The following is a 14,671-nucleotide window of genomic DNA, read 5'->3' on the forward strand; positions in this document are numbered from 1 at the left end:
AAACACTTGCGTGTTTTGAATCACTCTCTGCGCGTGTTTAGTTTTCAAGGAACCACTCTGTGTTGGAGCTTTGACCGGAGTCTCCGCCCCGAGACAGCCCAACTATGTTACCACATTCCACTCATTCAAGTAAAGCGGAAACGTTTGGTTTTGCTGTCCGACCGCTTCACTCGTTGTCTAAGCGACATCGACCAATATATCACGAATCTCCCTTGGAGAACGATGGTCGCTGTCGACTTCAGAAACGCTGATGTGACGCGGTTTGTTGCTTCATTTTTCATCGTCGCCGCAGCGGCGACGTCGAATAATATATCACGGCATATAAATGAGATCAAGCGTCATTCGACATTTTATGCGTTACAGTTGTTTCCATAAAAACTTGAGAACCATCCTGACACGATTCCCATACGATAACTCAGGCCCAATGGCACCACAACGGGATACAGTGTGGCAGGTGCCATTGGGCGCTCCCCGCGTTCAGTCGATTGGATCCGACACTCGTTTCAGTTCGTGATATCGGTCGAACACGTCGATGTCTTTAAAGTCCCCGCGCTCCCACCGAGAGATGTACTCTTTGTCTTTCTCACTCATGGCGTATGTACGCAACAAGTCCGGCCTGCGAACCCACGTGCGATACAAAGCATGAACATGTCTCCACTCAGCGATGCGTTTGTGGTTCCCAGATAGCAATACGTCTGGAACGGCGAGTCCTTCGTATACCGCAGGTCTAGTGTACTGAGGGTACTCCAGTAACCCCGAAGTGTACGAATCATCCTCGGCGGATTCCTCATTGCCAAGCACTCCGGGCAACAGGCGAGCGACAGCATCAATCACCGCCATCGCCGGGATTTCTCCTCCCGTAAGGACAAAGTCTCCGATGGACACCTCGTCTGTCACCAATTCTTGCCGCACCCGCTCGTCAAACCCCTCATAATGTCCACACACCAGGACAAGCCTCGATTCCTGTGCGAAGTCCTGCGCCAGTTTCTGTGTAAAGGGCTTCCCCTGTGGCGTCATCAGAACCACACGCCCGGCCGGCCCGCTGGATTCTGATTGAATGTGTCTAATGGCTTCGAAGAGCGGTGCAGGCTTCAGAAGCATGCCAGCGCCTCCACCGAACGGATAGTCGTCTACCGTTTTATGCTTGTCATTCGCGAAGTCACGAAAGTTCACAAGGCGGACGGACAGTTGACCATCCGCAATCGCTCGCTTTAAGATGCTTTCGTTCAGTATCCCTGTGAACATCTCCGGGAACAGGGTCAATACAATAATCTCCAGGCATGGCGCCATAAGGTTCTACTCCTCGTCTTCCTCTAACATGCCAGGCAACAAGTGCACTATCATCCGGCCTGCGTCTAGGTCCACTTCCTGCACGACGTCTGCAATGGCTGGAATCAAGACATCTTTTTCTTGCAGCGGGCCTCGTACGACGTACACATCATTTGCACCAGGGATCAGTACCTCGACGAGCTTGCCAACGTACCTCTGATCATCCGTGTACACTTCGAGACCCACCAATTGATGAATATAATACGTCCCCTCCGGAAGAGGCATTAATTCGTCTTCAGGGACACACAATTGCATCCCGCGCCAGGATTCCACTTGATTAATGTTTGAATACCCCTCAAACGAGACCAGCCACACATTTTTATGGGGTCGAGCGGATCGAACTTGAACTTGTAAAACAGGCTGCTCCCCTTCTCTCCGCAGCCACAGTTTCGACTTGGGGCCGAACCGCTGCTTCGGAAAGTCGGTCTTCGACAACACTTTGACTTCCCCGCGGATTCCATGTGTTCCGACGACAATGCCCACTGTAAAATACTCGGTCGCCACCATCTCACCTCACCTTTTCCAAGACAAAGGGGTCAACACATCGCACAATGGATGTAGTGACCCCGTTTGGTTATCAAGGTTGTCGCATGAAAGCCAATACTACACCGGCTCGCCACCGCGACGAATTTCATGGACGATACCGTCCTTGATGATGATTTCTGCACCACGTAATATTTTCGACCAGTCGTCGCCGACGTGTACATCAACTGTCGTTTCAACGTTCATGTTCGGGACTTCGGTGCCGAGTTCCATTTGCTGAATTTGCTGGATCTGCTGGATGACCTGCTCACGTTGCTGAATGCGGTTGTTCTTCTCCTGCTCCAACCGCTCCCGGAGTTCTTGCGCCTGGGCACCACCTTGTGCCATCGCTTGTTCCAGCATAGCCGCTCCCTGCTGCTCAATTTGCTCAATTTCTGCAGTCAAACGGTCTACTTGTCGACGCTGCTCAGCCAAAATTTGTTGCTTGGTTGTTTCCGTCAAGATGAACTTCACAGCCACAGGTTGACGAATCGTTAGCACCGGAATTCCTCCTTTTGGCACGCGTCCACGGGACGCAGAGCACAAAAGCTGCCTTTGACAGAGAAGATCTACGAGTCGATATCGACGACGACATGCTTCTTTTGGCGATATGCAGCTGCACTCACGACATTGCGGATGGACTTTGCAATCCGCCCTTGCCGCCCAATCACTTTACCCGTATCAGAAGGCGCAACCGTCAGTCGGTACACTGTAGTATCTCCGCGCTGCTCTTCCTTGACAGTCACAGCTTCTGGATGCTCAACCAGGGACTTGGCCAAAAACTCCACCAGTTCCTTCATACGCGTCCTCCCGCTTCCCCGTGCCTACCGTCGAAGCCTGATTACTTTTGCAGTTTCGATTCGTGGAACTTCTTCAGAATTCCTGCCTGACGGAACAAATAGCGAACCGTATCGGATGGCTGTGCACCTGTTCCCAGCCAACGCAATGCCTTTTCTTCGTCGATGGAAATCTGCGCGGGATCCGTCAACGGATTGTACGTACCAATCTCCTCAATGAACCGACCATCGCGTGGAGAACGAGATTCAGCAACAACCACGCGGTAGAACGGAGCTTTCTTTGCACCCATGCGCTTCAAACGAATTTTTACTGCCATGATTGGCACCTCCAAAGTTAGTGTTTTTTCTTTTTTCGATGCTGGCGCTTCTGTTGTGATCCAGCGCCGCCGAGAGAGGGCACGTTCATGCCACCCGGAAGATCTCCCAGGTTGCCCAGCGATTTGAGAGCGTTCAGTGCGTTTCGGCGACCCATTTTCTTGCCGCCACCTGCGAAGCGCTTCATCAGCTGTTGTACCTGTTCAAACTGATTGAGCACCTGGTTCACCTCTCGGACAGTGAGACCACTGCCGAGCGCCACCCGCCGTCTCCGACTTGCGTTCATCAAACTGGGATTCGCACGCTCTTCTTTGGTCATAGAAGAAATGATGGCGTCGATGTGTAGAAATTTCTTTTCGTCCACCTGGATGTTTTCCAGTCCCTTGAGCTTGCCGATGCCGGGAAGCATCTTCAGGATTTGATCCAGAGGCCCGAGATTTCTCACCTGACGCAGTTGCTCGCGAAAGTCGTCCAACGTGAACTGAGCGGTCCGGAGCTTCTGCTCCATTTCCTTCGCCTTTTCCAGGTCGAAGTTTTCTTGCGCCTTTTCAATCAGACTGAGCACATCGCCCATGCCGAGAATGCGCGAAGCCAAGCGGTCGGGATGAAACACCTCTAGTGGTTCAATCTTTTCCCCGAGGCTCACAAATTTAATCGGACACCCGGTCACCGCTCGAACCGTCAACGCCGCACCACCGCGAGTGTCCCCATCCATCTTGGTCAGAATGACACCGGTAATGGACAGGCGTTGATGGAAGGTTTCAGCTACGTGTACCGCGTCCTGACCGGTCATGGCGTCCACGACCAACAAAATTTCGTCGGGTGGAACCTCAGCTTTGATGCGACTCAGTTCATCCATCAGTCGCTCATCGACATGCAGGCGCCCCGCCGTGTCAATAATCAGTACGTCTGCTCCTTGGCGGATGGCTTCCTCTCGACCTTGCCGAGCAATCTCTACCGGATCCACTTCCGTGCCCAAATCAAAGACAGGAATATCGATTTGCCGCCCCAGCACTTGTAGCTGCTGAATGGCGGCAGGGCGGTACACGTCGGCCGCCACCAACAAGGGCCTGTGCTGGTGCTTTCGAAACGACAGCGCCAACTTTGCGGCAGCCGTCGTCTTACCAGCACCCTGAAGACCCGCGAGCATCACCACAGTCGGCGGTTTCGCCGCCATCCGGATGCGCTCTTCAGTGCCACCCATCAAGTCTGTCAGTTCCTCATAGACAATCTTGACGACTTGTTGACCGGGCGTCAGACTTTTCTGGACCTCCTGGCCAACGGCTCGCTCCCTGACCTTGTCCACGAACTGCTTGACAACCTTGACGTTAACGTCTGCCGCTAGCAAAGCGAGGCGGACTTCCCGCATCGCAGTTTGAACGTCGTCTTCTGTCAGTTTACCTTTTGCCCTCAGCTTGCTTAACGCCTTCTGTAAACTGCTGGACAGTCCTTCAAGCACGGTCGTCTCCCCTTTCACCAGCCCCATCCACGTTGGTCAGCCGTTCCAAGGCGGCTTCAAACTGACCGCGGGATGGTTCGGGCACCCAATCCCGAAGCGACTGCCACAGTGCCAGCACTTCACGTGCGTTGGCGGCGTACGCTGCCTGACTCTCCAGAAGTCCAAGTGCGCGCTCGTAACTGTCCAACTGCTCCTCTGCACGCCGCAGATTGTCGTGAACAGCCTGGCGGCTGACGCCCAGGTTCTCGGCAATCTCCGCCAGCGACCAATCGTCGAAATAGTACATCTCCACGAGTTCGCGCTGCCGCTGTGTCAGCAGTGTGCCGTACAAGTCATAGAGGTTGACTACTTTCGTGACCTTATCTATCATACGGGTCTCACGTGTCACTGTCAAGCGCCACTCCTTTACACACCGTCAGGGCGACAGACAGCTTGTGCATACGACGACGCAGAGAAAGGTTCCAGGTCGTCCATGCCTTCGCCCAGGCCAACCCATTTCACGGGAATTCCGTGTTCGCGCACAATCGGCAACAGGACGCCTCCTTTCGCCGTGCCGTCGAGCTTCGTGACGACCAACCCCGTCACCTGCACGACTTCTTTGAACGCCTCCGCCTGGTGTACCGCGTTTTGACCCGTCGTTCCGTCAACAACGAGTAAAACTTCGTGGGGTGCATCAGGCATCTCGCGGGCCACGACCTTTCGGATCTTAGCCAATTCAGCCATGAGATTTGCCTTGTTGTGAAGCCTTCCCGCGGTGTCGCAAAGAATAATGTCAATCCCCCGAGACTTCGCGGCCACAATGGCGTCATACACGACCGCCGCTGGATCTGACCCTTGCGTGTGGCGCACCACGTCGCATCCCACGCGATTTCCCCATTCCACCAGCTGCTCGATAGCGGCCGCGCGGAATGTGTCGCCGGCAGCCATGATGACCTTCTTGCCTTCTTGCAGGTAACGGTGTGCCAGCTTGCCAATGGTCGTTGTCTTGCCGACGCCGTTGACACCAACGAACAAGTACAAGGTAGGTCCTTCCGAAGCGATGCGCATCGATGTGTCGCAGTCCGCCAGCGCCTCTTCCATCGCTTGCTGCAGCAACGGCGGCAGCGCTTCAGCGTCTGTGACACGCTGTTCTTTCGCCAGTTTGCGGACTCGTTCTATCAGCCACAGTGAGGTGTCCACCCCAATGTCGGCGGAAATCAGAATTTCTTCCATGTCCTCGTAGACCGATTCGTCCAGTTTCCGTCCCTGGAAAAGCCGCCCGAGCCGTCCGAACACGGCTTCCCTACTTTTCTCCAAACCCCTTCGGAATTTGTCCAACAACCCCACTCAGCATCCACCACCTTCAATGAATCTAAGCGCCTTCGGCGTGCATGGACGTCACGCCGGCTCCGTCTCTACATCCACGTCGGCAAGGCGCACGCCAATCAACGTCGAAATCCCTGATTCCTGCATCGTCACGCCGTACAATGCGTCCGCCTCTTCCATCGTGCCACGTCTGTGCGTGATGACGATGAACTGCGTGTCCGTCGAAAATCGACGGAGTTGTTGTGCAAACCGGCTCACGTTGGCTTCATCCAAAGCAGCCTCTACTTCGTCCAGCACACAGAACGGAACGGGTCGCACTTTGAGGATGGCAAAGAGCAGGGCCATTGCAGTGAGTGCACGCTCGCCACCGGACAACAAGTTCAGGTTCTGCAGTTTCTTTCCGGGGGGCTGTGCAATGACATCAATGCCCGTGCTCAGCAAGTCCTCCGGATTCGTGAGCGTCAAATCCGCGCGGCCGCCGCCAAACAGTTGACGGAACGAGACCTGAAATTCCGTGCGAATCTGTTCGAAAGTCTGCGCAAAGCGCTTCGACATTTCCTCGTCAATCTCCTCAATCACCGACTCGAGGTGATTGCGCGCTTCTTCCAGGTCTGTGCGTTCCCGCTCCAAAAATTGAATGCGTTCGGACAGGCGTTTCCACTCGTCAATGGCGCTCAACTGCACTTCACCGAGCGCGGCCATCTTCCGCCGCAAGCTGTCCGCCATCCGTTTGGATTCCTCTGCATTCTCCACGGGTGGATAATGCTCTTTGGCCCATTCGTACGTCATATGGTAATTGTCGCCCATCTTTCGCAAAGCGTGGTTCAGTTCCATGTCGATGCGCTCTGCGAGCACTTCCGCTCGATGCAACTGCTCGTCTGCGGAAGTGACAGCTTGTTGCTGCGCCCGATACGCCTTTTCGGCTTCCGCGACACTCGCTTCCATGTACTGTCGTTCCTGCCGAATCACAGCCAACCGAGCTTCTAGGTCGCGGACGACATTCGTGAGTTCCTGAAGCCGCTGCTCTGTATCCGCAATTTCCTGCAGACACGCCGACTGCGTGGTCGAGAACTCCCTGATCTCGTCGACCAGCTGACTTTCTCTGGTCGCGATTCGCCGACTCCGATCCGCAAGTTCACGCAACTGCCCCTGCAACACATCCGACTCCTGCGTGAGCGTCGCCACTTCCACGCGCAGCGCGGTCAGTGATTCCTGTGCGCTTTCCACCACTTTCTCACGTTCCTGCAACTCACGGCGTTTCTGAGCCAACGCCTGCTCAATCCGAGTCAATTCCGACTCCGTCTCCTGCAGCTGCCGCCGTGCCTGCTCAAGGCGCTCCTGCCACACCTGTTGCCCACTGTTCAGTTGCTCGAATTCCCACATGACGTTCTGCAATCGGTCCGCTGCGTTCTGCTCATTCGCTGCCGCTTCGCGGCTTTGCGTCTCCAACGCGTTCAACGTCTTTTTCAGATTCTCGTTTTCCTCGAGAAGACGCTTTTGGCGCTCTTGTAAAGACGTCATTTCGGCGCGCAGCGCGGCCTGCTTTGCTTCCCAGTCCGCGACCGCCTGCTCTGCCTCACGAATTTGGCGTTCCACATCGTTCTTTTCTCGAGATCTTCCCAAAAGACCGGGGCCCTTGCGCACGTGGCTACCGCCGGACATCACACCACCCGGGCTGACGACGTCGCCTTCCAACGTGACAATGCGCACCCGATACTCCAATTTTCGCGCAATCTCGTTGGCATGGATGAGCTTTTGCGCAACCAGTACGTTGCCAAGCAAATGTCGTACCACTTCTGTGTACTCTGGGGCGCACCGCACCAAATCGCTAGCGACTCCAACATAGCCCTCTACGCCAGTGAGCTTGGCGAGTTCGCCCGCGGCGATGGACCGTCCGCGAATGACCGACAGCGGCATAAACGTCGCCCGCCCGGCCTGTCGCTTCTTCAACATCTCAATGGCAGCTCTTGCATCTGCTTCTGTGCTGACTACTATATTTTGCACAGTACCGCCAAGCGCAGTTTCAATGGCCGTTTCGTACTGTTTGGGTACTTGTATCAGTGAGGCGAGCGGCCCGTGCACCCCCTGCAACCGTCCCTTAGCCGCGTTTTGCAGCACCGTTTTGACACCGAGGGCATACCCATCGTAGCCTTCTTCCAGTTCCCGCAAGAGATCGAACTTGGACTGCAGGGAGGCCACCAGCGACTTGGCCTGGTGTATTTTTGTGACGATAGACGCTTCTTCCTGAGCGCGCTCGCGCAGCGAGTGAGACGTTCCATCCAGCTCCGCCGCATTCCGCTGCAGCGCTTCCATTACCTGATTTCCTTCTTCGTGAAGACGCTTCCGCAGCGCCTGGTGCTTTTGCAGCTCTTCTTCCCACCGCTGTCTATCCTCATCCAACCGTGCCTTTTTTCGGCCTTCCTGGGACATCGACTCCTCCGACATCTTCAGTTCGTTGCGCAAGGCAGCAGCTTTGTGATGATATTCGATGAGATCTGCGTTCAGTTGTTCAATCTCGCGCTCTAATCGTTGGCGTTCCGAAGGATCCACAGCGTGTGCCGCAGCTTCCAACTCAGCCGTCTTGATTTGAAGCTCCGCTTCCACGCGGCTCTTGCGCTCCATCAGCGCGCACACCTGCGCCTCCAAGGCCTGCTTGTCTTCCGACATCTGGGCGCGTTGTCGCTCCCGGTCGGCAACGCTTTGCTCTGCGTTCTTCGCCCGTTCCCTCGCCAGTTCCAAGTTGCCTTCCGCCCGCTGTCGGCCTTCCACAGCTTCTAAAAGCTGTTTCTGAACGGCCTCCACTTCCGTGCTCTTCGCATCAAATGCAGCTTTGACCTGCTGCAGTCGCAGGTCCGATTGCTTCAGCGCATCACTGGCGAGTTGTCTCTGGCGCGCTGCTTGGTCGACGTTCGCAGTGACGTCCTTCCACCGCTCTTGTAGCAATTCAATATCGCGCACCAGCAACGAAATATCCAGGGCGGTCAATTCCTGCTCGTACTGCCTGTATTGTTCCGCGCGTTCTGCTTCTTTTTCGAGCGGCCCGGCCTGGCGCTCAAGTTCAGATAGGATGTCATCCACGCGCACGATGTTCGCAGCCGTCTCCGCCAACTTCCGTTCCGCCTCGCGCCGCCGGAACTTGTACTTGACAATGCCGGCGGCGTCTTCGAAGGGACCGCGTCGGTCTTCTGGACGAGTGGACAGCATTTCTTCAATGCGCCCTTGTCCAATAATGGAATAAGACTCACGGCCCATACCAGAGTCCATGAACAGCTCGAGAATGTCCTTCAAGCGGCAGGACTGCTTATTCAGTAAGTACTCGCTCTCTCCAGACCGATACACACGCCGGGTAATGACCACTTCGGCGAACTGCACCGGGAGGTGCCCGTCCGAGTTGTCCAACGTCAGTGATACCTCACAGAAATTGGTCGGACGACGGCTGTCACTCCCAGCAAAAATCACGTCCTCCATCTTGCTGCCACGTAAATTGCGCGCACTTTGCTCACCGAGGACCCAGCGAATGGCGTCCGCAATGTTGCTTTTGCCACTCCCGTTGGGCCCAACGACGGCAGTAATGCCAGGTGAAAACTCGATGCTCGTCTTGTCCGCAAACGATTTAAACCCGACGACGTCAATCTTTTTCAGAAACACCTGCTAAGCCCCCTGGCGCTTCTCCGAGTTTACCCAGTGCTTCGCGCGCGGCCTTTTGCTCGGCTTCCTTCTTGGACCGACCGACACCCTGTCCCATCATGTCCGAGCCAATCCACACCTCAACGACAAACTCGCGCGCGTGGGCTGGGCCGCGTTCTTCGACAATCACGTACCGCAGCTCCTTTCCTCCGCCGTTCTGCTGAACCCACTCCTGGAGCGACGTCTTGTAGTCCAAGCTCGCAGCGTACTCCTGCAGATACGGAAAAAAGTGTACTGCCATAAAGGATTGAACCGCCTCGAGTCCTTGATCCAGGTACAACGCACCGATGAACGCCTCGAATACGTCGGCGAGAAGCGCGGGGCGATTTCGCCCACCAGACCGTTCTTCACCCCGTCCCAAACGGATGAACTGATCAAAATGCAGTCGACGAGCGAAGTGCACCAGACTGGGCTCACAAACAATGGATGCTCGCAACCGGGTCAGTTCCCCCTCAGGCAGGGTTGATTTCGTTCGGTACAAGTAATCACTGACAACCAGTTCCAATACGGCGTCACCGAGAAATTCCAGGCGTTCATTGTCTTTCAATTGTGGTCTACGGTGTTCATTGCGGTAGGATGCATGCGTAAAAGCTTGCTTGAGCAATGCTTGAGATTCAAACTGAATTCCCAGCGCAGACAACAACTCATCCCATTTTGTCCCCGCCATTTCGGCAAAACCCCTTGATAATATCTGTCCTTGTATTGACAAGCGTGTACAGCAACGTATGTTTCAAGCGGAATCGCTAGAACAAAACACCCCCGACCCGGGTCGGGGGTACTGACCACGATTACGACATGGCTGAAAACCTCTTCAAAACGATGACTGCATTGTGCCCACCAAAGCCGAACGAGTTGGATATCGCAATCTCCACGTCCTGTTTGCGAGCCTGGTTCGGCACATAATCCAGGTCGCACTCTGGGTCCGGTGTCTCGTAGTTGATGGTCGGCGGCAAGATGCCTTCGCGCAGCGTCAGAACCGTCGCTATCGCTTCCACAGCACCAGCGGCGCCCAGCATGTGCCCCGTCATCGACTTGATGGAACTGACAGCCAACTTGTACGCGTGATCTCCAAAAGTCTTCTTGATGGCGAGCGTCTCCAACTTGTCCCCCATATCCGTGGACGTCCCATGTGCGTTGATGTAACCCACATCTTCCGGCTGAATGCCAGCGTCACTCAGCGCGTCGCGCATCGCCTGGTACGCACCGCGCCCTTCCGGTTCCGGGGCTGTGATATGGTACGCGTCACCAGACATGCCGTAGCCGATGATCTCCGCGTAAATGTTGGCCCCTCGCGCCTCTGCATGCTCAAGGGATTCGAGGACGACCACCCCGGCGCCTTCAGCCATGACAAAGCCATCGCGATCCATGTCAAACGGCCGGCTCGCCCGCTGCGGATCATCGTTGCGGGTAGACAACGCCTTCGCGTTGCCGAATCCGGCCAAAGCCAAGTCGACAATCGCCGCCTCAGCGCCGCCAGCCAGCATCACGTCCGCAGCGCCGCGTTGAATCATTTTGTACGCGTCGCCTATCGCATTGGTGCCCGTTGCACACGCGGAGATGGGCGAACTGTTCGGACCCCTCAAACCAAACATGATGGAAATTTGACCGGATGCCATGTTGGCAATCATGGTCGGTACGACAAACGGACTGACCCGCTTCGGGCCTCTGTCCAGCAACAACTTATAGTTGTCCAGTAACGTGTGGATACCGCCAATCCCGGACCCGATGTAGACACCGCAGCGTTCCGCGTTCTCATCTGTGATGTGAAGCGCTGCATCCTGCATAGCCTGTACGGAAGCCGCCACTGCAAACTGCGTGAAACGGTCGAATCGGCGTGCTTCCTTTTTATCCATGTACTGTTCCGGATTAAAATCCTTTACCTCTCCGGCAATCTGACAAGGATACTCCGAGACGTCCATGGATTCAATGCGCGATATACCAGACTGGCCAGCAATCAGGCGGTCCCAAAACGTGGAAACGTCATTGCCGATGGGTGACACAACACCCATTCCTGTAATAACCACTCGTTTCACGCCGTCACCCCCGCTACATAACAGAAAGCCCCGGCAACTGCGCGGGACTCTGTTGCTTAGTGTGGAAGCTGGTACTGCTTACTGGTGTTGCTCGATATATGTAACCACATCTCCAACCGTACGAATCTTCTCGGCATCCTCGTCGGATATTTCGAGATCAAATTCGTCTTCCAGCTCCATAATCAACTCGACCACATCGAGGGAATCCGCTCCGAGGTCGTCTTTGAAGGTTGACTCCAACGTCACCTTCGACTCTTCTACATCGAGCCGGTCTACGATAATGTTCTTTACACGATTGAACGTATCAGACACGTTCCCACCTCCTCAATACACAGGCCAAGCCGCATCCGCAACATCAGCCGGGTCGCTGGGCACAGACTTCAATCCCAGTCCACAGTGTCCCGCGGCAACAGGCGATGATGGCAAAACGGCAAGCCTCTGGACAAGAGTATACTACATGACCATGCCGCCGTCGACATTCAAAACTTGGCCAGTGATGTAGGCCGCCTTATCCGATGCAAGAAAGTCGACAGCTTTTGCGACGTCTTCCGGCTTGCCGACGTGGCCCAGCGGAATCTGCTCTACCATTTTGGCCACTACATCGCTTTGCAATTCCGCCGTCATGTCTGTTTCGATAAATCCCGGCGCAACTGCGTTGACTGTAATGCCACGACCGGCCAATTCTCGTGCAGCCGTCTTCGTCAATCCAATCAGTCCGGCCTTCGCTGAGACGTAGTTGGCCTGGCCCGCATTGCCGACAATCCCCACCACCGATGCAATGTTGATGATTCGACCACGCCGCTGCTTCATCATCGGGCGCGCGGCGGATCGGATGAGGTGGAACGCCCCTTTGAGGTTGGTGTTCATCACAGCGTCCCAGTCTTCGTCCTTCATGCGCAAAATGAGCGTGTCTCGGGTGATGCCGGCGTTGTTCACGACCACGTCGAGGCGGCCAAACGCCGCTAGTGCCGATTCTACCAACCTGTCGGCATCTTCTGCCAGGCTGACGTCCGCTTGTTCAACAATGGCTCGGCCACCGGCCTGTTCGACGAGGCGCGCCGTCTCACGCGCGTCATCAACCCGCCCGACGTAGTTGACAACCACTTGGCCGCCGCCCTTACCGAGCTCGACTGCGATGGCCCGACCAATGCCGCGCGACGCACCCGTTATAATGGAAACTCGTCCTGTCACGGTCTTCCCTCCTTGCAGACTCTTCGTATGATGTGTTCAACTGATCCGTGAAGCTTATCCGTGAAGCGCCTGCAAGGTTTCTTGCAGCGAAGCATCATTTTCTACGTGCAAGGTTGGAATTCCTTTCGCAATCTTCCGAATCAGCCCGGACAGCACGGTACCTGGGCCAAATTCGACGAACGTTTCCACGCCAAGCCCCAGCATGGTACGCACATCATCTTCCCAGCGAACGGAAGAGTAGAGCTGCGCTTCCAGCGCGCGGCGAATTTCGTCTGTTTGCGTGCGCGCCACCCCGTCCACGTTGGCTACCACCGGAATCGCACTCTCGTGAAACGCGGTCTCCGCCAACGCACGGGCGAGCTTTTCCGCTGCGGGTTTCATCAAACTGCAGTGGAACGGACCACTCACCTCGAGCGGAATCGCACGCTTCGCTCCTCGCTCTTTCGCCAGGGCGCCCGCACGCTCCACAGCCGCGCGCGTGCCTGAGATCACAATCTGGCCAGGACAATTCAAATTGGCCAATTCCACGACTTCCGAGCCATCCGACGCGTCTTCACACACCTGTTCCAGCGAACGAGCGTCCATACCGAGCACGGCTGACATGGCGCCGACCCCCGCGGGAACGGCCTCGTCCATCCACTTACCGCGCCAGTGAACCAACCGAACGGCGTCCGCAAAGTCCAACACACCAGCAGCCACCAGCGCCGTGTATTCGCCCAAGCTGTGCCCGGCCACGCAGACGGGTGTGACGGACGACTGCTCCGCAAACACGCGATACGCGGCGATGCTCACAGTGAGCAGTGCGGGCTGCGTGTGGTACGTCAACTTCAAGTCCGACTCCGGCCCGTCCAAGATGATGTGACTCAGTGAAAAACCGAGGGCAGCATCCGCCTCCTCAAACGTGCGGCGGGCCACTTCGTATTTGTCTATTAAGTCTTTGCCCATCCCCACGTACTGGGCGCCTTGCCCCGGAAATACAAAAGCCGTTTTCAACGCAATTCCTCCTACCTGTGTACACCCGGTTTGTCGGACTTCCACTTTACAGACGGACGACAGTGGAGCCCCACGTCAGGCCGCCGCCAAAGCCGACCATAACCACCAGGTCTCCTGGCTTTGCACGCCCTTCACGCACCGCTTCATCCAGCGCAATCGGAATCGAAGAAGCCGATGTGTTTCCGTATTTGTGTACGGTCACCACCACTTTCTCCTCCTCGAGACCGAAGCGCTTGCGCGCGGCATCGATGATCCGGATGTTCGCCTGATGCGGAACGAGCAGATCGATGTCTTCCCGGGTGAAGCCTGCTTCTTGCAGTACCTTTTCTGTAGAACTCGCCATGGCTTTCACGGCGAATTTGAACGTCTCCCGCCCTTCCATGTGAAGGAAGTGCAGTCTTTTTGCAACAGACTCCTCAGATGCAGGAATGCGGGATCCGCCCGCAGGTTGGTACAGATACTTCGCTCCACTGCCGTCAGAACCCAGGTCAAACGAATAGAAGCCGCGGTCCCCTTCCACTGGACCCAGCACCACGGCTCCCGCACCGTCGCCAAACAGGACGCACGTACTGCGGTCGGTGTAGTCTGTAATCCTAGACAACAGGTCTCCTGCCATCACCACCGCGTACTTAATTCGTCCCGACTCTATCAGTCCGATGGCGTTGGCGAGCGCGTACAAGAAGCCTGTGCAGGCCGCGGACAGATCAAACGCCCCCGCCTTTTTGGCTCCGATGCGGTCCTGGACAATGCACGCTGTGGCTGGGAACATCATGTCCGGAGTCACGGTCGCGCAGATGATGAGGTCGACGTCTTCCGCCGCAACCCCTGCGCTTGCCAGCGCCCGTTCAGCGGCCACGGTCGCATAGTCCGACGTGGCTTCCCCTGGTTCTGCAATGCGCCGCTCGCGCATCCCTGTTCTGGTTACAATCCATTCGTCACTCGTGTCCACCATTTTTTCAAGATCAGCGTTGCTCAACACCCGTTTGGGCAGGGCCGATCCCGTTCCGAGGATGCCTGCGCGAATTCGATCTGCCATTTTA

At 56.0% G+C, this 14,671-nt stretch carries 15 protein-coding genes; all 15 read right to left on the minus strand.

Translation table 11 applies throughout. The features are described 5' to 3' along the window. Positions 1 to 477: 477 nt before the first annotated feature. The 15 genes from trmD to YWK_RS0105130 all read right to left on the minus strand — a co-directional run bounded on the left by trmD (position 478) and on the right by YWK_RS0105130 (position 14,667). The gene (trmD, locus tag YWK_RS18435; RefSeq protein ID WP_084453521.1) at positions 478 to 1,278 is read right to left on the minus strand and encodes a tRNA (guanosine(37)-N1)-methyltransferase TrmD; all 801 of its coding nucleotides are present in this window, start codon (positions 1,276 to 1,278) and stop codon (positions 478 to 480) included. A gap of 18 nt (positions 1,279 to 1,296) precedes the next feature. Then, positions 1,297 to 1,833: a ribosome maturation factor RimM gene (rimM, locus tag YWK_RS0105065; protein ID WP_245578513.1), complete on the minus strand. Its 537-nt coding sequence runs from the start codon at positions 1,831 to 1,833 to the stop codon at positions 1,297 to 1,299. Between the two features lie 99 nt (positions 1,834 to 1,932). Further along, on the minus strand, positions 1,933 to 2,352 hold the full coding sequence (locus YWK_RS0105070) for a YlqD family protein (protein WP_026963945.1): 420 nt from the start codon (positions 2,350 to 2,352) through the stop codon (positions 1,933 to 1,935). Positions 2,353 to 2,420: 68 nt separating this feature from the next. Then, on the minus strand, positions 2,421 to 2,651 hold the full coding sequence (locus YWK_RS0105075; RefSeq protein ID WP_026963946.1) for a KH domain-containing protein: 231 nt from the start codon (positions 2,649 to 2,651) through the stop codon (positions 2,421 to 2,423). 41 nt (positions 2,652 to 2,692) lie between these two features. Then, positions 2,693 to 2,965: a 30S ribosomal protein S16 gene (gene rpsP / locus YWK_RS0105080; protein WP_026963947.1), complete on the minus strand. Its 273-nt coding sequence runs from the start codon at positions 2,963 to 2,965 to the stop codon at positions 2,693 to 2,695. Between the two features lie 17 nt (positions 2,966 to 2,982). Continuing rightward, the gene (gene ffh / locus YWK_RS0105085) at positions 2,983 to 4,449 is read right to left on the minus strand and encodes a signal recognition particle protein (RefSeq protein ID WP_084453494.1); all 1,467 of its coding nucleotides are present in this window, start codon (positions 4,447 to 4,449) and stop codon (positions 2,983 to 2,985) included. Then, positions 4,415 to 4,810 carry a YlxM family DNA-binding protein gene (ylxM, locus tag YWK_RS18440; protein WP_051375175.1) on the minus strand — a complete coding sequence of 132 codons (396 nt, stop codon included), beginning with the start codon at positions 4,808 to 4,810 and terminating at the stop codon, positions 4,415 to 4,417. The genes ffh and ylxM overlap by 35 nt, the downstream gene beginning before the upstream one ends. A gap of 17 nt (positions 4,811 to 4,827) precedes the next feature. Beyond that, entirely contained in the window at positions 4,828 to 5,748 is a 921-nt protein-coding gene (gene ftsY / locus YWK_RS0105095) for a signal recognition particle-docking protein FtsY (protein WP_026963949.1), read from the minus strand. Between the two features lie 51 nt (positions 5,749 to 5,799). Then, entirely contained in the window at positions 5,800 to 9,375 is a 3,576-nt protein-coding gene (smc, locus tag YWK_RS0105100; protein ID WP_026963950.1) for a chromosome segregation protein SMC, read from the minus strand. Next, positions 9,356 to 10,081 (minus strand): ribonuclease III, encoded by a 726-nt coding sequence (rnc, locus tag YWK_RS0105105; RefSeq protein ID WP_026963951.1) that lies wholly within the window; start codon positions 10,079 to 10,081, stop codon positions 9,356 to 9,358. Before rnc ends, smc begins: the two co-directional genes overlap by 20 nt. A 121-nt stretch (positions 10,082 to 10,202) precedes the next feature. Beyond that, positions 10,203 to 11,447, minus strand: a complete 1,245-nt coding sequence (fabF, locus tag YWK_RS0105110) for a beta-ketoacyl-ACP synthase II (RefSeq protein ID WP_084453495.1) — start codon at positions 11,445 to 11,447, stop codon at positions 10,203 to 10,205. A 78-nt stretch (positions 11,448 to 11,525) separates the two neighbouring features. Then, entirely contained in the window at positions 11,526 to 11,759 is a 234-nt protein-coding gene (locus tag YWK_RS0105115) for an acyl carrier protein (protein ID WP_026963953.1), read from the minus strand. A 141-nt stretch (positions 11,760 to 11,900) separates the two neighbouring features. Continuing rightward, positions 11,901 to 12,638, minus strand: coding sequence for a 3-oxoacyl-[acyl-carrier-protein] reductase (fabG, locus tag YWK_RS0105120; RefSeq protein WP_035466143.1), 738 nt, complete (start codon positions 12,636 to 12,638; stop codon positions 11,901 to 11,903). Positions 12,639 to 12,692: 54 nt separating this feature from the next. After that, the gene (gene fabD / locus YWK_RS0105125; RefSeq protein ID WP_035466144.1) at positions 12,693 to 13,631 is read right to left on the minus strand and encodes an ACP S-malonyltransferase; all 939 of its coding nucleotides are present in this window, start codon (positions 13,629 to 13,631) and stop codon (positions 12,693 to 12,695) included. A gap of 46 nt (positions 13,632 to 13,677) precedes the next feature. Then, complete coding sequence (locus YWK_RS0105130) at positions 13,678 to 14,667, minus strand: beta-ketoacyl-ACP synthase III (RefSeq protein WP_026963956.1); 990 nt, start codon at positions 14,665 to 14,667, stop codon at positions 13,678 to 13,680. Positions 14,668 to 14,671: the final 4 nt, after the last annotated feature.

The organism is Alicyclobacillus pomorum DSM 14955 (genome assembly GCF_000472905.1).
GTDB classification, from domain to species: Bacteria; Bacillota; Bacilli; order Alicyclobacillales; family Alicyclobacillaceae; genus Alicyclobacillus_A; species Alicyclobacillus_A pomorum.